Source organism: Thioclava dalianensis (genome assembly GCF_000715505.1).
Taxonomy (GTDB): domain Bacteria; phylum Pseudomonadota; class Alphaproteobacteria; order Rhodobacterales; family Rhodobacteraceae; genus Thioclava; species Thioclava dalianensis.
In genome coordinates, this window is sequence record NZ_JHEH01000008.1 from 50,938 (window position 1) to 72,836 (window position 21,899).

General features: G+C 61.8%; 21 protein-coding genes. 9 read left to right on the plus strand and 12 right to left on the minus strand.

Annotated elements, in window-relative coordinates:
* Window positions 1–42 precede the first annotated feature (42 nt).
* From DL1_RS08680 to DL1_RS08725, 10 genes are all read right to left on the minus strand, one after another.
* On the minus strand, window positions 43–426 hold the full coding sequence (locus DL1_RS08680) for a hypothetical protein (protein ID WP_038064983.1): 384 nt from the start codon (window positions 424–426) through the stop codon (window positions 43–45).
* Entirely contained in the window at window positions 426–812 is a 387-nt protein-coding gene (locus DL1_RS08685; RefSeq protein ID WP_038064986.1) for a response regulator, read from the minus strand. Before DL1_RS08685 ends, DL1_RS08680 begins: the two co-directional genes overlap by 1 nt.
* Window positions 803–1,687, minus strand: coding sequence for a CheR family methyltransferase (locus DL1_RS08690; protein WP_051693435.1), 885 nt, complete (start codon window positions 1,685–1,687; stop codon window positions 803–805). Before DL1_RS08690 ends, DL1_RS08685 begins: the two co-directional genes overlap by 10 nt.
* Window positions 1,684–2,154 carry a chemotaxis protein CheW gene (locus DL1_RS08695; protein WP_038064989.1) on the minus strand — a complete coding sequence of 157 codons (471 nt, stop codon included), beginning with the start codon at window positions 2,152–2,154 and terminating at the stop codon, window positions 1,684–1,686. The genes DL1_RS08690 and DL1_RS08695 overlap by 4 nt, the downstream gene beginning before the upstream one ends.
* A gap of 4 nt (window positions 2,155–2,158) precedes the next feature.
* Window positions 2,159–4,315: a chemotaxis protein CheA gene (locus tag DL1_RS08700; protein WP_038064992.1), complete on the minus strand. Its 2,157-nt coding sequence runs from the start codon at window positions 4,313–4,315 to the stop codon at window positions 2,159–2,161.
* A 10-nt stretch (window positions 4,316–4,325) separates the two neighbouring features.
* The gene (locus DL1_RS08705; RefSeq protein ID WP_038064995.1) at window positions 4,326–4,691 is read right to left on the minus strand and encodes a response regulator; all 366 of its coding nucleotides are present in this window, start codon (window positions 4,689–4,691) and stop codon (window positions 4,326–4,328) included.
* Window positions 4,688–4,963: an STAS domain-containing protein gene (locus DL1_RS08710; RefSeq protein WP_038064997.1), complete on the minus strand. Its 276-nt coding sequence runs from the start codon at window positions 4,961–4,963 to the stop codon at window positions 4,688–4,690. Before DL1_RS08710 ends, DL1_RS08705 begins: the two co-directional genes overlap by 4 nt.
* Window positions 4,964–5,074: 111 nt before the next feature.
* On the minus strand, window positions 5,075–6,040 hold the full coding sequence (locus tag DL1_RS08715; RefSeq protein ID WP_038065000.1) for a glucokinase: 966 nt from the start codon (window positions 6,038–6,040) through the stop codon (window positions 5,075–5,077).
* On the minus strand, window positions 6,037–7,365 hold the full coding sequence (locus tag DL1_RS08720; RefSeq protein ID WP_038065002.1) for a GH1 family beta-glucosidase: 1,329 nt from the start codon (window positions 7,363–7,365) through the stop codon (window positions 6,037–6,039). Before DL1_RS08720 ends, DL1_RS08715 begins: the two co-directional genes overlap by 4 nt.
* 14 nt (window positions 7,366–7,379) lie before the next feature.
* Window positions 7,380–8,411, minus strand: coding sequence for a LacI family DNA-binding transcriptional regulator (locus DL1_RS08725; RefSeq protein ID WP_038065004.1), 1,032 nt, complete (start codon window positions 8,409–8,411; stop codon window positions 7,380–7,382).
* A gap of 257 nt (window positions 8,412–8,668) precedes the next feature.
* Here DL1_RS08725 and DL1_RS08730 point away from each other — a divergent pair, with 257 nt between their 5' ends.
* From DL1_RS08730 to DL1_RS08765, 9 genes are all read left to right on the plus strand, one after another.
* Window positions 8,669–10,033: an ABC transporter substrate-binding protein gene (locus DL1_RS08730; protein WP_038065007.1), complete on the plus strand. Its 1,365-nt coding sequence runs from the start codon at window positions 8,669–8,671 to the stop codon at window positions 10,031–10,033.
* Between the two features lie 65 nt (window positions 10,034–10,098).
* Window positions 10,099–11,076, plus strand: a complete 978-nt coding sequence (locus DL1_RS08735; protein ID WP_038065010.1) for a carbohydrate ABC transporter permease — start codon at window positions 10,099–10,101, stop codon at window positions 11,074–11,076.
* Complete coding sequence (locus tag DL1_RS08740) at window positions 11,076–12,233, plus strand: carbohydrate ABC transporter permease (RefSeq protein WP_038065013.1); 1,158 nt, start codon at window positions 11,076–11,078, stop codon at window positions 12,231–12,233. The genes DL1_RS08735 and DL1_RS08740 overlap by 1 nt, the downstream gene beginning before the upstream one ends.
* Complete coding sequence (locus DL1_RS08745) at window positions 12,233–13,864, plus strand: alpha-glucosidase (RefSeq protein ID WP_038065167.1); 1,632 nt, start codon at window positions 12,233–12,235, stop codon at window positions 13,862–13,864. Before DL1_RS08740 ends, DL1_RS08745 begins: the two co-directional genes overlap by 1 nt.
* 19 nt (window positions 13,865–13,883) lie before the next feature.
* Window positions 13,884–14,972 (plus strand): ABC transporter ATP-binding protein, encoded by a 1,089-nt coding sequence (locus tag DL1_RS08750; RefSeq protein ID WP_038065015.1) that lies wholly within the window; start codon window positions 13,884–13,886, stop codon window positions 14,970–14,972.
* A 70-nt stretch (window positions 14,973–15,042) separates the two neighbouring features.
* Window positions 15,043–16,599 (plus strand): trimethylamine methyltransferase family protein, encoded by a 1,557-nt coding sequence (locus DL1_RS08755; protein WP_038065170.1) that lies wholly within the window; start codon window positions 15,043–15,045, stop codon window positions 16,597–16,599.
* A gap of 102 nt (window positions 16,600–16,701) precedes the next feature.
* Window positions 16,702–17,085 carry a COX15/CtaA family protein gene (locus tag DL1_RS22350; RefSeq protein WP_428837385.1) on the plus strand — a complete coding sequence of 128 codons (384 nt, stop codon included), beginning with the start codon at window positions 16,702–16,704 and terminating at the stop codon, window positions 17,083–17,085.
* Window positions 17,001–17,921, plus strand: a complete 921-nt coding sequence (locus DL1_RS08760) for a COX15/CtaA family protein (RefSeq protein ID WP_428837386.1) — start codon at window positions 17,001–17,003, stop codon at window positions 17,919–17,921. Before DL1_RS22350 ends, DL1_RS08760 begins: the two co-directional genes overlap by 85 nt.
* Window positions 17,918–19,384, plus strand: a complete 1,467-nt coding sequence (locus DL1_RS08765; RefSeq protein ID WP_038065017.1) for a carboxypeptidase M32 — start codon at window positions 17,918–17,920, stop codon at window positions 19,382–19,384. The genes DL1_RS08760 and DL1_RS08765 overlap by 4 nt, the downstream gene beginning before the upstream one ends.
* A 72-nt stretch (window positions 19,385–19,456) precedes the next feature.
* Here the strand turns inward: DL1_RS08765 and DL1_RS08770 are convergent, their stop codons facing one another.
* Window positions 19,457–20,350: a fructose bisphosphate aldolase gene (locus DL1_RS08770; protein ID WP_038065020.1), complete on the minus strand. Its 894-nt coding sequence runs from the start codon at window positions 20,348–20,350 to the stop codon at window positions 19,457–19,459.
* A gap of 197 nt (window positions 20,351–20,547) precedes the next feature.
* Complete coding sequence (locus tag DL1_RS08775) at window positions 20,548–21,741, minus strand: phosphoglycerate kinase (protein WP_038065022.1); 1,194 nt, start codon at window positions 21,739–21,741, stop codon at window positions 20,548–20,550.
* Between the last annotated feature and the right edge of the window lie 158 nt (window positions 21,742–21,899).

Here is a 21,899-nt window from a genome sequence, read left to right on the forward strand (position 1 = left end):
GAAAGAGCGCGGCGCTGCGTTTTTGTCGCGGTCAGGTTCAGCTCAAAGCCACATCACCTCGCCATCATCTTCATGGCGAAGTAGGACTTTTTCCTGCTCCGGATCGAGATTTGCGACCAATTCGTGCAATCGCAGATGCGACAGAATTGGGAGCGCCCGCAACTGGATGCCTCTTGGCATCTCGCTTGAGACTGCGGCCATCAGGCGCCCCAGATCTTCAAGCGCCTGGGTGACGCGATCGATGCCCTGCAGCCCACGGATCGCATTGGGATCCGTTGCATCGGCGAATTTACATATCGAGATGGCGCGCTGAATTTCGGTCGAGACGCGTGCGAGCGTCTCGAGCTCTTCGCCGACGCGCCCAGCCAAAGCGTCGAGCGCGAGGTGCCGGCGTTCGATCGAGGGAGAGGCCAATACGTGCTTCATCATAGGCGCCCCACGACAGTTTCGATGCAAGCTTTGAGATCTTGCGGCTGGAACGGCTTTTTCAGGAAGTTGTTCATCCCGAGTTTGCGACCTGCCTCAATGATTTCACGATCGGCGCGCCCGGTGATTAGAATAAACCCGACCGATTTCGTCTTTGGATTGCTGCGAAGGGCGTGCAGAAACTGCAACCCGTCCATATTCGGCATGTTGTAGTCGGAAATCACCAGATGTGCCGGGGATTTCTGCAGCATTTCCAGCGCGCCTGGGCCGTCGGAGGCCGTGCCGACCTGACGCACGCCCATCGCGTCGAGCGCCTGCGTGATGAGGCCGCGGCTCGTCGACATATCGTCGACAACCATCATCTTGATCTGATCTCTCAAGGCCATGTCGGGTCTCCGGTTTTAGGGCTCGGATCGGGCAATCTATATGTGGTCACGCCCGCAGAGAGCAGTTGGCTGTTGTTGCCCGTTGCGATGCGCTCGGAATGGCCGACAAACATCCAGCCTCCGGGCGCAAGCTGGGCTTCGAAACGCTGCCAGAGCAGGGCTTGTGCCTCGGGCGCGAAGTAAATTACGACATTGCGGCAGAAGATGACGTCGAAACGCCCCCTCATCGGCCAGGGGTCATGCAGATTCAGCTCACGGAACGAGACGAGTTTGCGTAGCCCGGCTGAGATCTCGTAAGATCCATTTTTGGCCACGAAGTATTTCTTTTTCAACGCTTCGGGGATCGGCTCGACAACCGCTTCTGGGTAGCATCCTGCGCGCCCGCGTTCGATCATTCTTGGATCGATATCGGAGGCGAGCAGCCTGATATCGAGCGTGTCGAAATCGGGGACCAGTTCGGCCAGAACCATCGCGATGGTGTAGACCTCTTGCCCATTGGAGCTACCGGCAGACCAGATGCGCACGCGTCCGCCCGCGCGCGCTCGCTCGATCAGCGGCGGCAGCACCTCTGTGCGAAGTGTGTCGAAGTGGTGTTTCTCCCGGAAAAAATGGGTCACATTCGTGGTCAGCGCCGAGATCATTTCTCGGCGCTCCGCCTGTCCTTCCGGGGAGCGCACGAGTGAAATGTAGCTTGCGTAATCAGGCAGATGCAGGGCGCGCAACCGTTTGGCAAGCCGCGATTGGACCATTGATGCCTTGCCCGGTGCGATGACGATTCCTGCGGCGTCCTGCAGGATTTGAGTGATCGCGCCAAGCTCTGCCGCGCTGAGCGCGGCTGGGTCGATGGCAGGTGCGGAAGCGGGGCGCGCGGTCATGCTGCCTCGATTGCGTTTTCTGGCAGCACAGAGGCGAGATCCAGCACCCGGATCATCCGACCCTCGACGATGGTGAGCTCTGAGATATAGCTTTGGGTCGCATCGGCGGCGAGATCGGGCGGCGGTTGCAGCTCGGAGCGGGGCAGGTTGAGAATGTCGGAGACCGCATCGACAAGAAGCCCCGCGCTTTGGCTGCCCAGCTGAACCACGATGATCACGTTGCGCGCATCGCCTTTGACCGGCGCCATGCCCAGTCTCACCGACAGATCAACCACGGGGAGGACCGTGCCCCGCAGGTTGATTACGCCGCGCACATAGGCTGGCGCATGAGGCAGCGGGGTTGCGCGCGTCCAGCCGCGGATCTCGCGCACGGACATGATATCGACGCTGTACTCTTCCTCGCCCAAGCGGAACGAGAGGAGTTCGAGTTCCGACGAATTGTTCTGCTTTTTGCTATCTTCTGTCATGATTTTACCCTGCAAGAGCGATATCGCGGCCACGGGTGCGGCCAGAGGCATTGTGAACGAGGTCGGCGGGATCGAGGATCAGCGCGATTTGGCCATCGCCCAGAATTGTCGCGGCGGCGACGCCGGGGATGTGGCCATAGGATTGTTGCAAGCCTTTGATGACCACCTGCCGCTGCTCCATGATGGCGTCGACCACGAGCGCGGATCTTTCGCCATTTTCCTGAGCTGTGAGCAAAACGATCCCGCCCTCGTAATTGGCTTTGGGGGCGCGGTAGCCAAGCTCGGCCCCCAGATCGTAAAGTGGAACAAAGTCGCCGCGCACATGGATCACGTTGGTCTCTGGCCCGAGCGTGCGAATGTCGTCCCCCATCAGCGTCGCGGTCTCGATGATTGACGACAGAGGCACCACCAATGTCTCATCGGCCACAGAAATCACCATCCCGTCGAGCACGGCCAGTGTGAGTGGCAGCGAGATCGAGAAACGCGTGCCTTCTCCCGCGACCGACGTGATCGAAATCCGCCCCCCGAGGGCTTGGATTGCGCTGCGCACGACATCCATGCCCACGCCTCGGCCTGAGAGGGCAGAGATCTGATCTGCAGTCGAGAAACCGGGCAGGAACAGGAGGTTGTCGATCTCGCTCTCGGACAATTGCGCCTCGGGGGCGACGAGCCCCTTGGAGATCGCCTTGGCCAGAACCTTTTCGCGATTGATACCCGCGCCGTCATCGGAGACTTCGATGACCACACGGCCCGAGCGGTGCTGCGCGGAAAGGGTAATCACCCCTTCGCGCGACTTGCCGGCGGCTTCGCGGATATGCGGTGCCTCCAAGCCGTGATCGACCGCGTTGCGGATCATATGTGTGAGCGGATCGGCGAGCCGTTCGATCACCGTTTTGTCGACCTCAGTCGTCTCGCCCTCGGTACGCAGGCGTACCTCTTTTTCGATGGCGGCGGAGGCCTCGCGCACGATCCGTGCCATCCGCTGGAAGAGCGGTTTGACGGGCTGTGCGCGGATCATCATCACGCTATCCTGGATGTCGCGGGTGAGCATCATGAAGGCTTCGAGACCTGTCATCACGGGCGAATTGGGCGGCAGACCTGCCTCGGCTACGGATTGTGCGAGCATCGCCTGATTGATGACCAGCTCGCCCACGAGGTTCACCAGTCGGTCGATCCGTTCAAGGTCGACGCGCACGGTCGCGCCGGGCTCCGCCGTTGGTGCGGCTTTCGCAGGCTCGGCGTCCGGACGGGTCTCAGCTTGCGGTTGCGGGGTCGGGGCCGGCGGAGGCTCAGCGACGTTCTGCGCAGGTGCCTCAGGAGGCGCGATGGGGTCTGGCATGGCGGTTTCGGCGGGCTCGGTCTCAGTTTCGGGTGCGGTGGCATCTTCTGGCGTGGCAATCGTGATCTCGGCTACATCCTCAACGAAATCGAAGACCTCGCGCAGATCGGCCTCTTCGAGATCGCCGGACAGCGTTGCCTGCCACGAAAGATAGGATTCTCGCGGATCAAGCGCCGCAAGATCGGGGAGCCGTGACATATCACAGGTGATCTCGACGCTTGCATCAAGCCCGTGCACGGTGCGCAACAGATGGACCGGATCGTTGCCGGAGGCGTAAAGCGCGGTTTGCGGCGTGAAGGTGAGCACCCATTCGGCACCGGTTGTATCGGGCGACCCGAGATCGCCGAATGCCTCGTCGGAGAAGTCCAGATCAAGGCTCAGCCCCATCGGCTGGAAGTCGTCGATCTCATCTTCCTCCGCACCGGGCACGGGGGCATTATCGCCCATCAGGCTTTCCAGCTCGCGCAGGCAGGCCTCCGAGCCTTCGGGTTCGGGGGCACCGTCCCGCGCGGCACTGACCTGATCGGCTAGAAGATCGGCAGTCTGGAAGAAATGTTTGATGGCCTCGGGGGTAATTTCGAGGCGGCCTGAGCGCACCTCATCCATCACGGTCTCATAGCGATGGGCGAAGGCCACGAGCGCATCGAGGCCGAACGCCCCCGCGCCGCCCTTGATGGAATGCACGGCCCGGAAGACGACATTGATCGTCTCGCTGTCATGGGCGCCCTCATCCATATCGCTGAGCGCGTCTTGCAGGCTTTCGAGCAGCTCATCGCATTCGATGAAGAAGGACGCCTTGATTTCTGCCATTGGGTCGGACATCGCGTTCTCCTCAGCCGGCAACCATGTTGAGTGCTTTGACCAGCTTGCCCGGATCGAAGGGTTTGACGATCCAGCCGGTGGCCCCGGCGGCGCGGGCGCGCGCCTTCAGTTCGGGGGCGGATTCGGTCGTGAGCACGAGGATCGGGGTCGCGCGGTGCTTGTCCTGACCGCGCACAGCCTCGATAAAGCCGAACCCGTCGAGCCGCGGCATGTTGATATCTGAAATGATCGCGTCAGGCTCCAGCCCGTCGAGCACCTCGAGCCCATGCATACCGTCTTCGGCCAGATGCAGCTCGATGCCGGCACTGCCGAGCGCGAGTTTGAGCATGTCACGAATCGTGCGGCTGTCATCGACCGCGAGAACTTTCAGGCTCATGCGGCCTCCGAGGTTTGCAGAGTCTCGAGCGTTGTCCCCAGATGCACCAGGGCAGTGTCGAACGCGTCGGACCGGGGATGGATAGTGAGGCTGTGGCCCGAGCTGCGCCAGCTTTGCGCCGCTGCGGCCAGAATTTGCAGGCCGAGGCCGCCGAGCACGGAGACCTCTCCGGCATCGAGAACAAGATCGGCGCCGCTGCGGGCGCGGATGTCATCAGCCAGTTGGCCGACCGTGGATAGGTCGATCTTGGCCGGCAGGGGCAGCGCGCTCATGGGCGGGCCCCTGGAATGTCTGCGGAGTCGTGGTACACGGGCATCCCCTTTCATCAGATCATGAAAGAGGGATAGCGCTCAGCAGTTAAGATAGGCTTGACGCGTGTCGCTTTATTCCACAGCGACCCGCGCGGCACAGAATGCCGCACATCCGTGCAGCGCGGCGTAGTCATCCTCGATCACCGAGACCGGAAAGGCCTTGAGGAAGTCAGAGAACCGGCCCTTGGCGTGCATCGCCGGGGCAAAGCCGAATTCCGACAGCCACGGCACCACGCCGCGCGCCGCGCCCCCGATCAGGTAGATGCCGCCGAAGGGCAGGTGGGTCAGCGCCAGATCGCCCAGCACCCGGCCCATGAAGCGCACGAACATCTCGCCTGCCGCGCGGGCGGTGGGATCGTTGCGCTTGATCTCTTCAAGGATCTGCTGGCCGGTGACGGTCGCGTCTTCATGGCCTGCGAGATAGGCATAAAGCCGCTCCAACCCGCGCCCCGAGACGACATGCTCCACAGAGGCAAATTCGTGCTTGGCCTCAAGATAGCGCTTGAGCGAAAATTCCTCTTCAGTCTGGCAGGGCAGCGTGATGTGACCGGCCTCCGAGGGCGGGACCAGCCGCCCGCCGGGAGCCTCGTGGACGGGGGCTGCGTTAAAGCCGGTGCCCACGCCCACCACCAGCCGCGCGGCATCGGCGCGCGCGGGCTGGCCGGGCAGGATCTCGCGCACCGCGTCGGCGGCCAGATGTCCCAGCGCATGGCCCTGCGCCTGCAGATCGTTGAGTACGAAGACCTGCTCGGCCCCGGTCACGCTCTTGAGGTTGCGCGCCTCGATGACCCAGGAGAGGTTGGTCATTGTGGCGATCTCGTCGCGCACTGGACCTGCTGCGGCCACACAGGCCCCCGCGAGATCGCGCACGCTTTCCTCGGCAATGTAGTCGGAGAGGATCTCTTCGAGCGAATCGCGCCCTTTATTGGCATAGCGCCGGATGGTGCCGGGCAGCATCTGGCGACCCTGCGCCAGTGCCACGCGGGTGTTGGTGCCACCGATATCGGCCAGCAAGGTGTAGCGATCCACAACGCTCATCCACGATCCCCCAATGCATCTTTCCACTCGAGATAGGATGCTTTTGGGGTGCGCTGCAAGGTGTCGAAGTCGACATGGACAAGGCCGAAGCGCTTCTCATAGCCAAGCGCCCATTCGTAATTGTCGAGAAGTGACCAGCCGATATAGCCTTTCACCGGCACGCCCTCGGCGATCACTTTTTGCACCTCTGCCAGATGCGCGCTGTAATAGGCGATGCGGGCGGCATCCGTGACCTTGCCGCCAATCACCGTATCGGCCGATGCCATGCCGTTTTCGGTCACAAAGAGCGGCAGATCGCCGGTATAGTCCCGCGCGATCCGGGTCAGGAAGGAGGACAGCCCCTCGGGATAGATCTCCCAGCCCATCTCGGTCTTGGGCAGCGGGCCTGCCACCTCGGTATGCGAGGGCCAGGCCGAGCCATCGGGCGCGATCCGCTTGCAGGTGTAGTAATTGAGCCCGAACCAGTCGAGCGGGGCCTGAATCGTGGAAAAATCGTCCTGCCAACCCTTGGGCATATGCGGCGCGAACCCCTCCATCACCTCGTCGGGATAGCGCCCAAGGAACAGACCCTCGGCGAAGAAGCGGTTGTAATAGGCGTCATACAGCCGGGTCGCGGCGGCCGTCTCCGGGCTGTCATCGGCGGGCAGGGGATATTCGAAATTGCACACCGCGCCCAGATTGGTCATCCCCGAGGCGCGCATCACCTGCGTTGCCGTGCCATGGGCCAGAAGCACGTGATGCATTGCATGGGCGGTGGCGCGAATGTCGCGCAGACCGGGCGCGTGATGGCCAAGAAAATGGCTGAGCCAGCCCACGCACCACGGCTCGTTGATGGGGGCGGCCGACCAGATCCGATCGCCCAGACGATCGGCAATCACTTGGGTGAAATCGCCAAACCACCCGGCAATGTCGCGGTTGCGCCAGCCGCCCAGATCGGCCAATGCGGCGGGTAGCTCCCAGTGATAGAGCGTGAGCGCAGGCTTGATCCCCCGCTCGAGCATGCCATCGACCAGCCGGTCATAGAAATCGAGCCCCTCCGCATTCACCGCGCCACGCCCCTCGGGCATCACCCGCGCCCATGAGGTCGAGAAGCGGTAGATATCGAAACCCGCATTTGCGATCAGATCGAGATCCTCGGCCCATCGGGTGTAGTGATCGCAGGCCAGATCGCCATTCTCGGCGCGCACCACATTGCCCGGCGTTGCGGCAAAGCTGTCCCAATGGGTCGGCCCGGCGCCGCCCTTGGCATGGCCCTCGATCTGGTACGAGGACGTTGCGACCCCGAAGAGGAAATCTTCAGGGAATTCAGAACGTTTCGGTAGCATATTGAACCTTTTTCTTAGCGTTTCGGGGCGGGGCCTGTGGATTGGCCGAGCACGAGCACGGCCTCCATCAGATCCGACCGGGGCTGTGTGTCGCCTCTTTCGATATGGGAGATCAGCATCTGGGCGCAACGCCGCCCGGCCTCGCGCACCGAAGAGCGTGTGGCGGTAAAAATCGGCTCTTGCGCAGTGCCGTTGCGCAAATAGCCCAGCTCGTCATCATGGGTCACGATCGAGACATCGCGGCCCATCGTGAGCCCGTTCTCTTCAATGCCGCGCCGCACCCCCATGGCCGAGAGCAGCGAGGCGGTCAGAAAGGCGGTCGGCGGATCGGGCAGGGCGAGCATGCTGCGGGCACTGTCATGGCCCTGCGCCTCGGTCATCTCGCCTTCGGTCAGCAGCGCCGGGTCGGGCGTGATGCCGCGTGCCGACAAAGCGCGCTCATAGCCAAGTTTGCGCCTGCGGGCGAAATCCATATCGCTGATGCCGTTGATCAGCGCGATCCGGCGATGCCCGAGATCGAGCAGGAAGTTTGTCGCGCGCTCAAACGCGCGGGTGTTGTTCACATCGACCCAGCTATAGGGCTTGCGCGTGCCGTTGACCCGCCCGTGCATCACGTAAGGAAGCGACAGATCATCCAGCAGCGCGATCCGATGATCGTTGAGCCTTGGCGCATGGACCAAAACCCCGTCGACATTGCCCTTCGAGGACAGCTCTCCATAGGCGCGGGCCTCAAGGTTATCGGGCACGATGGTGATCACCATGTCATATCCCGCATTCGCATAGATCTCGCCGGCGCCTGCGATGAAATCGGCAAAAACCGGGTTCACAATTTCGTGGCGGTCGGAAATCGGGATAATATGACCGATCGCCATGGCCCGTCCGGTGGCCAGGCGCTTGGCCTGCGTGTTGGGTTGGTAGTTGGCTGCGGCGGCGGCTGAGAGAACGCGTTGCCGCGTCGCCTCCGACACTTCCGGATAGCCATTGAGCGCACGGCTGACCGTGGTGGGGGACAACCCCAGTTCTTGTGCCAGTGTCTTGAGATTCATTGTTTCAAACCGCTTTGGATTTTGAGGAGGTTATGTTGCGCCGCTCAACCCGTCAATGCTGCGCTCGCGGCAATTCAAATGCTGCGATGCGGCAGCGACGCGCTTGTAAGTCGCAGCAAATAAAGTAAAGTTGAGGCATCGTTCCGTCGCGCTGATTGACAAGCTTGGATCGATCTGACAGTTCTGACTTGTCCAAAGCGCTTTGGGGAGGCGGCGAGTCGCCTGAAGAACGGGGCGCGACACACCGGGAGGAATTCATGACCAAATATTTGATGCTCGGCATCGCGGCGCTCGCAGTTTCAGCGGGTATGGCCTCGGCGCAGGATCTCAAGTTCAAGCCGGGCGAGGAGAGCAATCGCTTCGACTGGAGCAGCTATGACCAATTCGCCAAGGATAACGATCTGAGCGGCCAGACGCTCACGATCACGGGCCCGTGGACGGGCGACGACAAGAAACTGTTCGAAAGCGTGCTGGCCTATTTTGAAAAGGCGACTGGCGCGAAGGTGAATTATTCGGGCTCCGAGAGCTTTGAAAATGACATCGTGATCGCCGCGAAAGGCGGCACGCCGCCCAATATCGCGGTCTTTCCGCAGCCCGGTCTTGCCGCCGATATGGCGCGTCAGGGCTATTTGACGCCGATGCCCGAAGGGACCGGCGCCTGGATCAAGGATAACTACTCCGCGGGCCAGAGCTGGGAAGACCTGTCGACCTACAAGGGTAAGGACGGCAAGGATCACACCTATACGTTCCCGTTCAAGGCCGACCTGAAATCGCTGGTCTGGTATGTGCCTGAAAACTTCAAGGAAGCGGGCTATAAAGTGCCCCAGACCATGGAAGAGCTCAAGGCGCTCACCGAGCAGATCGTCAAGGATGGCGGCACGCCGTGGTGCATCGGGCTGGGATCAGGGGCTGCGACCGGCTGGCCTGCGACCGACTGGGTCGAAGACTTTATGCTGCGCACCCAATCGCCGCAGGATTATGACGACTGGGTCACCAACAAGCTGAAGTTCAACGATCCCAAAGTGGTCGCGGCGATCAAGGATTACGGTTGGTTTGCCACCAATCCGAAATTCGTCGAGGGCGGGCCGCAGGCTGTGGCTACGACCGATTTCCGTGACAGCCCCAAGGGTCTCTTCGACTTCCCGCCCAAATGCTACATGCATAAGCAGGCGAGCTTCATCCCGACCTTCTTCCCCGAGGGGACCAAGGTGGGTACGGATGTGAACTTCTTCTACTTCCCGGCTTATGCCAGCAAGGATCTTGGCAAGCCGGTGCTGGGTGCGGGCACGATGTTCGGCATCACCAAGGACAGCAAAGCGGCTGAGACCTTCATCAAGTTCCTCGAGACGCCGATCGCGTCTGAGGTGTGGATGGCGCAGTCGGGCTTCCTGACGCCCAATAAAAACGCCAACCCAGCGGCCTTTGCCAATGACACGCAGCGCCACATGAACAAGATCTTGCTGGATGCGACGACGTTCCGCTTCGACGGCTCTGACCAGATGCCCGGCGAGATTGGGACCGATGCGTTCTGGAAAGCCATGGTTGCCTACACGACCGGTGACGAGACCGCGCAGCAAGCCGCAGATGCGGTGCAAAAGCGCTGGGACAGCATCGAGAAGTAAGACAGCAGACGCCTCCGGAGCATGCTTCGGGGGCGTTTTTCCGCGACGCCTAGGGGAGGGGCCTGATGTCACCGATCTTGCAAGGTTTGTTTACGATCGTCCTCGGCGTGGGCGGATGTATTACCTATTTCTACGCCTCGAACCTGATCCTCGATAAAGTGATCTTTCCGCCCAAGGGCAGCAATCCGGGGCGCAATATCAACCGCGCCAATATGGTGCGCCCGTGGCTGTTCCTGTTTCCCGCGATCTTCGCGCTCGGCCTCTATCTGGCCTATCCGGTGGTCGGCTCGTTCTGGCGCTCGTTGTTCAACCGCTCGGGCGACGACTTCATCGGTCTGGGCAATTACGAACGGCTGGCGGCCGATCCGCAATTCCGTCAGGCGGTGTTCAACAACTTCCTTTGGGTGCTCGTCGTGCCCGCGCTGGCCACGTTCTTCGGGCTGCTGGCCGCGCAGCTGACCGACCGCCTCAAATGGGGTAACCTCGCGAAATCGCTGATCTTCATGCCGATGGCGATCAGCTTTGTGGGCGCCTCGCTGATCTGGAAATTCGTCTATGCCAACAACCCCACGATCGGGTTGATCAATGCAGTGCGCGCCTATTTCAGCCTCAACCCGGTTGATCCGCTGCAAATCCCGTTTTGGAACAACTTCTTCCTGATGGTGATCCTGATCTGGATCCAGACCGGCTTTGCGATGGTGATCCTGTCGGGCGCGCTGCGCGGCATCCCCGAAGAGACGGTGGAGGCGGCGGTGCTTGATGGCGCCAATCCGTGGCAGCTCTTTTTCAAGATCAAGGTGCCGCAGATCATGTCCACCATTGTGGTGGTCTGGACGACAATCACCATTCTCGTGCTCAAAGTGTTCGATATCGTCTATGCCACGACAGGGGGCAATTTCGGTACCCAGATCCTGCCCAGCTACATGATGCAATACATGTTCCGCGATGACGGGCGCGCGACGGCTGTGGCCTTTGTCATCATGATCATCGTGTTGCCGGTGATGATCTGGAATATCATTCAGGCTCGCAAGGAGGTGCGCTGATGTCGGCCATTGCTGGACAGAAATCGCGCCTGACATGGGCGGTCAATATCTCGGTCGTGCTGCTTGTTGTGGCGTGGCTGGTGCCGACGGTGGGGCTCTTGGTCTCGTCTTTCCGCACCACCGATCAGATCAGCCAGTCGGGCTGGTGGGACGCGGCCTTCCCGGTGGAAAAGGCCTTTCGCGACCGCGTCAGCGCGGATGGTGAGACCCAGAGCAACGGGCTCTATGTCCTGAGCGGCGATCTGCTGACCAATGGTCAGAACGCAGCCGATCTCAAACCGGGCACCAAGATCAAGGCTTTTGGCACCTCGGGGATCAAGCCGGGCGCCTATAAGGCTGGTACAAGCGCCGATCTGGGCGACGGCGGGACACTGACGATCAATTCCGACGGCACTTATACTGCATCCAGCCCGACAAGCTTCGACGGCTCTGGCCCCCGGGTCTATTTCGAGGCCGAGCTGCCGCCTGCCTTCACGCTGGCCAATTACCGCGAGGTGCTGTTCTCGGACGGGATGGGACAGGCTTTTCTCAACACGCTCACCGTGACGATCCCGGCCACGATCATTCCGATCCTTGTTGCGGCATTCGCGGCCTATGCGCTGGCATGGATGCAATTCCCGGGGCGGGGCTTGCTGATCGCCGCTGTGGTGGGGCTGCTGGTCGTGCCGTTGCAACTGGCGCTGGTGCCGCTATTGCGGCTGCATCTGGAGATCGGGATCGGGCAGAGCTTCCTTGGGATCTGGCTCGCGCATACCGGCTTTGGCCTGCCGCTCGCGATTTACCTTTTGCGCAATTACATGGTCGGCCTGCCGCGCGACATCATCGAAAGCGCGAAGGTCGATGGGGCCACCGATTTCCAGATTTTCATGAAGATCGTGCTGCCTTTGTCATTCCCGGCGCTCGCTTCTTTTGCAATCTTCCAGTTTCTCTGGGTGTGGAACGATCTTTTGGTGGCCAAGGTGTTCTTGCCTGCCAATGACGGCTCCAAGGTGATGACCGTGAAGATCGCCGATGACCTGCTGGGCTCACGCGGGGGGGATTGGGGCATTCTGGCCGCCGCCGCCTTCGTGTCGATTGCCGTGCCGCTCTTGGTGTTCTTCTCGATGCAACGATATCTCGTTCGGGGCCTGCTGGCAGGCTCGGTGAAAGGCGGATGATGAAGACTTTGACGAAACAGGAAGACTGGTGGCGCGGTGCGGTGATCTACCAGATCTATCCGCGCAGCTTCCAAGACAGCAATGGCGATGGGGTGGGCGATCTTCTGGGCATCGTGCGACGCCTGCCGCATGTCGCAAGCCTTGGCGCGGATGCGGTCTGGATCTCGCCCTTCTTCACCTCGCCGATGAAGGATTTCGGCTATGATGTGAGCGATTACTGCGATGTCGATCCGATGTTCGGCAATCTCGCAGATTTCGATCAGGTGATTGCCACGGCCCATGCGCTGGGGCTCAAGGTGATGATCGACCTCGTTCTGAGCCACACGTCAGATCAGCATCCGTGGTTCCGTGAGAGCCGCACGAGCCGCGACAATCCCAAGGCCGATTGGTATGTCTGGGCCGATCCCAAGCCCGATGGCACGCCGCCCAATAACTGGCTGTCGATCTTTGGCGGGTCGGGCTGGCACTGGGATGCCCGGCGCGAGCAGTATTACATGCATAATTTCCTCGTCTCGCAGCCCGATCTGAACTTCCACAACCCGGAAGTGACGCAGGAATTGCTCAACGTGGCGCAGTTCTGGCTGGAGCGCGGCGTCGATGGCTTCCGCCTCGATACCGTCAATTTCTACATGCATGACGAGCAGTTGCGCGACAATCCTCCGTTGCCGCCCGAAGAGCGCAACGACCAGACCGCGCCCAAGGTGAACCCCTACAATCACCAAAACCACATCTACGACAAGAATAACCCCGAGAACCTGCGGTTCCTGCGCCGCCTGCGCACCTTGATGAACAATTACAACGCAGCCGCTGTGGGCGAGGTGGGCGACAGCCAGCGCGGGCTTGAGATCTTGGGCGAGTACACTTCCGGTGTCGATAAGATCCAGATGTCTTACGCGTTTGAGCTGCTCTCGGGCCATGAGCCGCTGAGTGCCGCCTTCATCCATGAGGTCTTCACCAAGGTCGCGAGCGCCGTGACCGAGGGCTGGATCTGCTGGGCCTATTCGAACCATGACGTGGAGCGCCATATCAGCCGCTGGGGGCTGACCCCGGCGGCCGCGCGTCTTTATACGACGCTGATGATGTGCATCCGGGGCTCGATCTGCCTCTATCAGGGCGAGGAGCTGGGGCTGCCCGAGGCCGAGCTGAGCTTTGAGGACCTGCAAGACCCTTACGGCAAGGAGTTCTGGCCGGAATTCAAGGGCCGCGATGGGTGCCGCACACCGATGGTCTGGGAGCGCGACGCGGCCTATGCGGGCTTTTCCGGGGCGCGCCCGTGGTTGCCGGTGCCCTCGCAACATCACAACCTCGCCGCCGATCAGGCCGAGCACGATCCCGCATCGCTGCTTCATCACTATCGCCGCGCCATTGCGTTCCGGCGCAATCACAAGGTGCTGCGCGGCGGCGAGATGACGGATATGTACCAGTCGGGCAGCCTGCTGGTGTTCACACGCAAGGACGCCGATGAGACGATCCTGTGCTATTTCAACCTGTCCGACCAGCCGGTGAATGCCGCTGTGCCGCCGGGCAACTGGGTCACGATCGGGGGCGAGCTGGGCTCGATCCGGCCCATGTCCGACCACACGCTGCATCTGGGCCCGTGGCAACCAAGTATCCTGCATCTCGACGAATGAGAGGCAGAGGGGAGGAAGTATGGCCGATCTGAAACTGCGCGATATCGCGAAATCCTATGGCGAGGTGAATGTTCTCAAGGACATTGATCTCGACATTAAAGCGGGCGAGCTGATCGTCTTTGTCGGCCCGTCGGGCTGTGGCAAATCCACGCTTTTGCGGATGATCGCAGGGCTGGAAAAGATCACCGGGGGCGATCTTGAGATCGACGGGGTGCGCGTGAATGACGTGCCGCCCGCGAACCGCGGGATCGCGATGGTGTTCCAATCCTATGCGCTCTACCCGCATATGACGGTGCGCGACAACATGGCGTTTGCGCTCAAGATCGCCAAGCAGAGCAAGGACGAGATCAACGCGGCGGTCGAGAAGGCCGCCAAGATGCTGCAGCTGACCGAATATCTCGACCGTCTGCCCAAGGCGCTCTCTGGCGGGCAACGCCAGCGGGTGGCCATCGGGCGCGCGATCGTGCGCGATCCCAAGGTCTTTCTCTTCGACGAGCCGCTCTCGAACTTGGACGCGGCTTTGCGCGTCGCGACCCGGATTGAAATCGCCCAGCTCAAGGAGAGCATGCCCGATCGCACGATGATCTATGTCACCCACGATCAGGTCGAGGCGATGACGCTGGCCTCGCGTATTGTCGTGCTGGCCAATAAAGGCATCGCGCAGGTCGGCACGCCGCTCGATCTGTATGAGCGGCCCGAGAACGAGTTTGTGGCGCAGTTCATCGGTAGCCCGGCGATGAACCTGATCCCCGGTGAGATTACCGCAACCGGCGCGCTGAGCGAGGTGACGCTGGAAAATGGCGTGAAGGCCCATTCCAGCGTGCCCACTCGCGATGAGGATCTGGGGCGCAAGGTGAATATCGGCGTGCGGCCCGAGGATTTCAAACCGGCTGGGGCCGCGGATAGCTGCTTTACCGGCAAGGTCGCGATCACCGAGAAGCTGGGCGAAGTCACGCTGTTGTATTTCGAGCCGCAAGGCGGGCGCGAGGCGGTGATTGCGAAGCTGCCGGGCGTTCATAACGGGCTGCGTGGCACAAGCGTCACGCTCTCCGCTGACCCCGACAAGATTCATCTCTTTGCCGACGGTCGGTCGCTTCTTTACCGCTGATGTCGCAAGCGGGCGATGCGCATGTGCGCGTGGCGGCTAGGGTCAGACCAATGCAATGGCGGAGGCGATCATGGCCGATTCGGAACTGGGCGAACGGGTGACGCGGCGTGCACGCGGTGGCGGCGGGGCGGCTCGGCGCGCCGAGCGCACCGCCGTGCGCTTCGAATTTGCGCGCTATATCGAGCGCAATATTCCCAATCTTGAGATCCTCAACGAAGAGGCGCTCCAGATCATCGAGACCAATGCCGAGACGGTATTGGCCGAGATCGGCGTCAATTTCGTCGAGAACCCGGAGGCGCTGGAGCTGTGGCGCGAGGCGGGGGCAGAGATTGATGGCGAGCGTGTGCGGATCCCGCGCGGGCTGGCGCGCAAGCTCTGTGCCACAGCGCCCAGCCAGTTCACGCAGGTCGCGCGCAACCCCGAGCGCAATGTTGAGATCGGCGGGCGCAATCTGGTGCTGGCCCCGGTCTATGGCCCTCCCTTCGTGCGCGACAGCGCCAATGGCCGCCGCTATGCCACGATCTCCGATTTCCGGAATTTCGTGAAGCTGGGGCAGATGTCGAAATGGCTGCATCATTCGGGCGGCACCGTTTGCGAGCCGACAGATGTGGCCGTCAACAAGCGCCATCTCGACATGCTCCACGCGCATATGACTTTGTCGGACAAGCCCTATATGGGCTCTGTGACCGAGCCGTCGCGCGCGGCTGACTCCGTCGAGATGTCGAAAATTCTCTTTGGCGATCAGTTCGTTGATGAGAATACGGTGATGACCTCGCTGATCAATATCAACTCGCCTTTGACCTTTGACGGCACGATGATGGGCGCGCTTGAGATCTATGCGCGCGCAGGTCAGGCCTGCATCATCTCGCCCTTCATTGTGGGCGGGGCGATGGCGCCGGTCACGGTGGCGGGCACGCTCACGCAGGTGCTGGCCGAGGTGCTTGCGGGCGTGGCCTATTCCCAGCTCGTGCGGCCCGGCGCGCCGGTGATCTTCGGCGCTTTCGTGACTTCGATCGACATGAATTCTGGCGCGCCGACCTTTGGCACGCCGGAGGCCGCGCAGATCACCCTCGGCGCAGGCCAGCTGGCCCGGCGTCTGGGGTTGCCCTATCGCTCGGCCGGTGGCTTCACCGGCTCGAAACTGCCCGATGCGCAGGCGGCCTATGAAAGCGCCAACACGCTCAACACGGGCCTGCTCGCAGGCGTGAACTTCATGCTGCATTCCTGCGGCTGGCTGGAGGGGGGTCTGGTTTCGTCCTACGAGAAATTCGTGATGGATGCCGATCAGCTTGGATATATTCACAAGCTTGCCGCCGGTATCGCGATGGATGAGAACGCGCAGGCGATGGAGGCGATCCGCGAAGTGGGTCCGGGCGGGCATTACCTTGGCTGCGCCCATACGCAGAACAACTACCTCGAGGCCTTCTGGCGCACCAATCTGTTGGACTATCGCCCCTTCGAGACCTGGGACGAGCAGGGCGCGCCCGACACGATGGCGCTCGCCGAAAAGCGCGTGGCCAAGCTCTTGGGGGATTACCAAGCGCCCGCGCTCGATCCAAGCACCGCCGAGGCGCTCGACGCCTATGTCGCGCAGAAGAAGGCCGCCGTGCCCGACGCCTTCCTCTAGGCGCATTCTCATCGCGCAGCGGGGGCAGGGGCCGGTCAGGCTCTTGCCCCCAAGCCGGGCGCGGCCTAGTTTGCCGCCAATCACAGCCGCCCGGAGACCGCTATGAGCCAAAAACGCAACATTTTCGAAGAGGTCGGAGAGACGAGCGCCAGCACCCGCGCCGCGGCGCAGGGCGGGATGATCGACGCCAAGCCGCGCGGGGCGCGTCGCAGCATTCGGATCTGGCTCTTTATCCTCTTCGCGCTGGTCGTGGCGATGATCGCGGTGGGCGGTGCCACGCGTCTGACCGATAGCGGTCTGTCGATCACCGAATGGAAGCCGATCTCCGGGGCGATCCCGCCGATGAACATGGCGGATTGGCAGGGGGAATTTGCCAATTACAAGCAAAGCCCGCAATTCGAATATCTCAATCCGAACATGACCTTGAGCGAGAATTTGCCAATTACAAGCAAAGCCCGCAATTCGAATATCTCAATCCGAACATGACCTTGAGCGAGTTCAAGGGGATCTTCTGGTGGGAATGGGGCCACCGCCAACTGGGGCGCACGATCGGTCTCGTGTGGTTCGTGGGCTTTGTCTTCTTCTGGCTCACCAAAAAGATCCCGCCGGGCTGGTGGGGGCGGCTGTTCAGCCTTGGCATTCTTGGTGGGCTGCAAGGGGCGATTGGCTGGTGGATGGTCGCATCGGGCCTGACCGGGCGGATGACCTCGGTCGCCTCTTATCGGCTGGCGACTCATCTGGGGCTCGCCTTTATCATCCTCGGTTTGATCGCGTGGTTCGCCTTCCAGCTTGGCCGACCGCAGGCACAGCTGTTACAGGCGCGTAGGCTGTCGGAGAAGCGCCTCACGCATCTGGGCACAGTGATGATCGGGCTGGTCTTCGTGCAGATCCTCTTGGGCGCGCTGACCGCCGGGATCGATGCCGGGCTCGCCTTCCCGACATGGCCCTCAATGAACGGGCAGTTCCTGCCCTCTGAGAGTTTCGATTTCACGCCTCTATGGCGCAACTTCTTTGAAAACCCTGCGCTGGTGCAGTTCAACCACCGTATGGTGGCCTATCTGGTGTTCTTCATCGGACTTTATTCGGCATGGCGGGCGCGCAGCTCTGCGCATCAATCGACTCGTCAGGCCTTTGCGATGATGGGGGCAATGATCGTGGTGCAGCTGTTGCTGGGCATCACCACCGCACTTGATCTGGTGCATTACTGGTGGCTCGGCTCGATCCACCAGCTGGGCGCCGTTGTAACCTGGGTCTTGGTGATCCGCGCCCGTCACATGGCGCGTTTCCCGATGGTCCGGTCCATTCGGGAGGGACGAGCATGAGCGCGTTTGACGAACTGGTTGCGCATCAGCGCGAAACCGAGGCGCTGGGAAATATCGCGGGCCTTCTGAGCTGGGATCAGGAAGTGATGATGCCGCGCGGGGCGGCCGATCAGCGCTCTGAGGAGATGGCAGCGATTGAAAGCGTGCTGCATGCGCGCCGCACCGATCCGCGCATTGCGGACTGGCTGGCGCGCGCGGAGGCGCGCGATGAGGCGGGCGGGCGGATGCTCGATCTGATCGCGCATAGCTACAACCGCAGCACCCGCATCCCGGCGCGGCTGGCCACCGAGCTTGCGCGGCTCACCTCGCTGAGCCAGGGGATCTGGGCCGAGGCGCGCGCCAATGAGGATGCGACCGCCTTCCTGCCCACGCTCGAGGAGGTCGTGCGGCTCAAGCGCGAAGAGGCGGCGGCGGTGTCCGAGGGCAACCTCTATGACGCGCTGCTCGATGACTATGAGGCAGGCGCTACCGCCAAGGAGCTGGGCGCGATGTTTGATCGGATGCGCGGACCGCTGGTGGCCCTGCGCGACCGGGTTCTGGGCTCGGATGTGCGCCCCGAGCCGCTCGATATGGTGTTTCCCGAAAATGCCCAGCTGCGGCTGGCGCGGATCTGCGCGAGCGCCTTTGGCTATGACTGGACGCGCGGGCGGCTGGATATGTCGGTGCATCCGTTCTCCTCGGGTGGCGGAGATGACGCCCGGATCACGACCCGGATTTCGGAGAGCGAGCCCTTCGGCAATATCTATTCCACGATCCACGAGGTCGGCCACGCGACCTACGAGCAGGCGATTGATCCGGCCTACCGCTTCACCCCGCTGGGGCGTGGCGTCTCGATGGGCGTGCATGAAAGCCAAAGCCGGATCTGCGAGAACCAGCTTGGCCGCTCGGCCCCTTTCACCGGCTGGCTACATGGTCGCATGACCGACGCCTATGGCGATCTTGGCATTGATGAGGTTGCCTTCCACGCCTTGGTGAACCGGGTCGAGATGGGTTTCATCCGCACCGAGAGCGACGAGCTGAACTACAATCTCCACATCATGCTGCGCTTCGATCTGGAGCGGGATCTGATCTCGGGCAAGCTGGAAGTGGCAGATCTGGAAGAGGCGTGGAACACACGCTTTGAGCAGGATTTCGGCGTGAAAGTCAGCAAGCCCAGCCAAGGCTTCTTGCAAGACGTGCACTGGTCGCTGGGCCTGTTTGGCTATTTTCCGACCTATGCGCTTGGCAATGTCTATGCGGGTTGTCTCAATCAGGCGATGCGCGCGGCCACGCCGGGTATTGATGCGGGGCTTGCGCAAGGCGATGCGAGCGCGGCGAAGGGCTGGCTCGACAGCCATGTCCGGCAGTTCGGCGGCCTGCGCCCGCCGCGTGAGACCATCACCTATGCCTGTGGCTTTACGCCCAGCGAAGCGCCGCTTCTGGCCTATCTGACCGAGAAGTTCGAAGCGATTTACCGGCTGTAACCTTCGCGGGGCTCGGGCATAAAAAAAGGCGCGCAAGCCATTGGCTGCGCGCCTTTTTCATCTCTCGTGATTTCAGCCCGCGACAGAGGCCGCGTGGATTTCGGTGATCGCCTCACCGATTTTCGCGTTGAAGTCGTCGTCCGACTGCTGTGCGCTCAGCCCTTCGGTCAGCGCGCGCGAGAAAGAGGCGATCATGCCGGTATTCTGCGCAAGCCGCGCATTGGCCTCGTCGCGCGAATAGCCACCCGAGAGCGCCACGACCTTGAGGACGCGCGGGTGATCGACCAGCGGCTTATAGTGGTTCGCGGTTTCGGGCAGCGTCAGCTTCAGCATGACCTGACGGTCTTCGGGCAGGCTGTCGAGATGGCTCAGGATCTCGGCCAGCAGCATCTCTTCGGCCTCGGCCTTATCCGAGATTGAGATCGTCACCTCGGGCTCAAGGATCGGCATCAAGCCGTGATCGAGAACCTGCGCGCCAAGTTCGAATTGCTGGGCCACGATGGCCTTGATGCCGCCGGGATTGGCCGCCGAGATCACCGAGCGCTCTTTGGTGCCAAAAATCCCCGCCTTCGCCGCGCGCGAGAGCAGATCGTCGAGGCCCGGGATCGGCTTGAGCATCTGCACGCCATGCTCTTCGGCCTCTAGGCCCTTGTCGATCTTGAGGAAGGGCACCACACCGCAGGTTTCCCAAAGATAGGTGGCGGTGGGGGTGCCATCGATCGCGCGGTCCATCGTCTGCTCGAACAGGATCGCGCCCACAACCTTGCCGCTCGAGAAGGCCGGTGCCTTGATGATCCGGCTGCGCATCTCGTGAATCAGATCGAACATTTCGCTCTCGGATCCGTAGGCGTCCTCCTCGATTCCATACAGCCGCAGCGCTTTCGGGGTCGAGCCGCCCGACTGGTCGAGCGCTGCGATAAAACCATCCCCTTCACGCATTTTCTCGGTTTGCTGGGCATTCGACATGGCGCATATCCTTTTGCGAAATATTCCGTCAGGAACTGGATATGGAGCGCAATGCTGCAATGCAACGCTGGTGGCGCTAACAGATGAAAATCGATGGATTTTCGCTCCTTCCGGGTCACGCAATGCTCGGAATTTCGCTCAGTGAGGCACTGTCTGCACGGGGCCTGAGCCGTTGATGTCAGGCCCCGTGGGCGGGCTTAGCCCTGATTGAGTGCGGCCACGCCCGGAAGTTCCTTGCCTTCCATCCATTCGAGGAAGGCACCGCCTGCGGTGGAGATATAGGTGAAGTCTTTCGCCGCATCCGCCTTGTTGAGCGCCGACACGGTATCGCCGCCGCCCGCCACCGAGATCAGCGATCCCGCGCGGGTGAGTTCAGCCGCCTTCGCCGCTGCCGCATTGGTGGCCGCATCGAAGGGCGCGATCTCGAAGGCGCCCAGCGGTCCGTTCCAGATCAGCGTGCGGCTGTCCTCGAAGACCTTTGCGATTGCGGCGACCGTATCGGGCCCGGCATCAAGGATCATCGCATCGGACGGGCAGGCGTCGGCGGGCACGGTTTCATTCTCGGCACCGGCTTTGAACTCGCGCGCGCAGACCACGTCGATGGGCAGGTGGATCTCGCAGCCCGCTGATTTCGCCTTTTCAATGATCTCGCGGGCGGTCTCGGCCATGTCATGCTCGGCCAGCGATTTGCCGACATCCACACCTTTGGCCACAAGGAAGGTATTGGCCATGCCGCCGCCGATCACCAGATGATCGACCTTGCTCACAAGATTGCCCAGCAGATCGAGCTTGGTCGAGACCTTGGCCCCGCCCACAATCGCCACCACGGGGCGCTGCGGATCGCCAAGGGCGGCCTCCAGCGCCTTGAGTTCGGCCTCCATCAGGCGCCCGGCCACCGAGGGCAGCACATGGGTGATCGCCTCGGTCGAGGCATGCGCGCGGTGCGCAGCTGAGAAGGCGTCATTGACATAGATCTGACCCAGCGCGCCCATCGAGGCTGCAAACTGCGCGTCATTGGTTTCTTCGCCCGGATGGAAGCGGGTGTTCTCCATCAGCAGAACTTCGCCGTCGCCGAGCGCCGCCACCGCGCGCTTGGCAGGACCGCCGACCGTGTCTTCCGCGAATTTCACCGGCACGCCGAGCGCCGCTTGCAGGGCGGGGACCAGCGGCTTGAGGCTCATCTCGGGGACGACCTCGCCCTTGGGGCGGCCAAAATGGGCCAGCAGGACGGGCTTGCCGCCTTTTTCAAGAATATCGTGGATCGTGGGGACGATTTTGCGGATGCGCGTGTCATCCGTCACTTCGCCATTTTCCACCGGCACGTTGATATCGACGCGCACCAAAACGACCTTGCCCGCAAGATCGACCTCGTCGAGGGTTTTCCAAGCCATATACGTAATCTCCCTGTGCCGTTTGGTCCGCTGCATTCGGCACGAACCGGCCTACGGTCGCCCCGAACTTGCCGATATGGCGGGGTAAGGTCAACGGCTCGTGGCCTGTCGTGGGCGCTTTGCTCTTGCGAGTGACCCTTGTGCCCTTCTATGGTCCA

Bases quoted from the DNA above. Each gene is read 5' to 3' on its own strand.
- DL1_RS08720 (WP_038065002.1), bottom strand. From the start codon at position 7,365: ATGCTACCGAAACGTTCTGAATTCCCTGAAGATTTCCTCTTCGGGGTC.
- DL1_RS08745 (WP_038065167.1), top strand. From the start codon at position 12,233: ATGAAGACTTTGACGAAACAGGAAGACTGGTGGCGCGGTGCGGTGATC.
- DL1_RS08765 (WP_038065017.1), top strand. From the start codon at position 17,918: ATGAGCGCGTTTGACGAACTGGTTGCGCATCAGCGCGAAACCGAGGCG.
- DL1_RS08715 (WP_038065000.1), bottom strand. From the start codon at position 6,040: ATGAGCGTTGTGGATCGCTACACCTTGCTGGCCGATATCGGTGGCACC.
- DL1_RS08705 (WP_038064995.1), bottom strand. From the start codon at position 4,691: ATGAGCCTGAAAGTTCTCGCGGTCGATGACAGCCGCACGATTCGTGAC.
- DL1_RS08690 (WP_051693435.1), bottom strand. From the start codon at position 1,687: ATGACCGCGCGCCCCGCTTCCGCACCTGCCATCGACCCAGCCGCGCTC.
- DL1_RS08755 (WP_038065170.1), top strand. From the start codon at position 15,043: ATGGCCGATTCGGAACTGGGCGAACGGGTGACGCGGCGTGCACGCGGT.
- DL1_RS08740 (WP_038065013.1), top strand. From the start codon at position 11,076: ATGTCGGCCATTGCTGGACAGAAATCGCGCCTGACATGGGCGGTCAAT.
- DL1_RS08750 (WP_038065015.1), top strand. From the start codon at position 13,884: ATGGCCGATCTGAAACTGCGCGATATCGCGAAATCCTATGGCGAGGTG.
- DL1_RS08735 (WP_038065010.1), top strand. From the start codon at position 10,099: ATGTCACCGATCTTGCAAGGTTTGTTTACGATCGTCCTCGGCGTGGGC.
- DL1_RS08730 (WP_038065007.1), top strand. From the start codon at position 8,669: ATGACCAAATATTTGATGCTCGGCATCGCGGCGCTCGCAGTTTCAGCG.
- DL1_RS08695 (WP_038064989.1), bottom strand. From the start codon at position 2,154: ATGACAGAAGATAGCAAAAAGCAGAACAATTCGTCGGAACTCGAACTC.
- DL1_RS08770 (WP_038065020.1), bottom strand. From the start codon at position 20,350: ATGTCGAATGCCCAGCAAACCGAGAAAATGCGTGAAGGGGATGGTTTT.
- DL1_RS08680 (WP_038064983.1), bottom strand. From the start codon at position 426: ATGAAGCACGTATTGGCCTCTCCCTCGATCGAACGCCGGCACCTCGCG.
- DL1_RS08710 (WP_038064997.1), bottom strand. From the start codon at position 4,963: ATGAGCGCGCTGCCCCTGCCGGCCAAGATCGACCTATCCACGGTCGGC.
- DL1_RS22350 (WP_428837385.1), top strand. From the start codon at position 16,702: ATGAGCCAAAAACGCAACATTTTCGAAGAGGTCGGAGAGACGAGCGCC.
- DL1_RS08700 (WP_038064992.1), bottom strand. From the start codon at position 4,315: ATGTCCGACCCAATGGCAGAAATCAAGGCGTCCTTCTTCATCGAATGC.
- DL1_RS08725 (WP_038065004.1), bottom strand. From the start codon at position 8,411: ATGAATCTCAAGACACTGGCACAAGAACTGGGGTTGTCCCCCACCACG.
- DL1_RS08775 (WP_038065022.1), bottom strand. From the start codon at position 21,741: ATGGCTTGGAAAACCCTCGACGAGGTCGATCTTGCGGGCAAGGTCGTT.
- DL1_RS08685 (WP_038064986.1), bottom strand. From the start codon at position 812: ATGGCCTTGAGAGATCAGATCAAGATGATGGTTGTCGACGATATGTCG.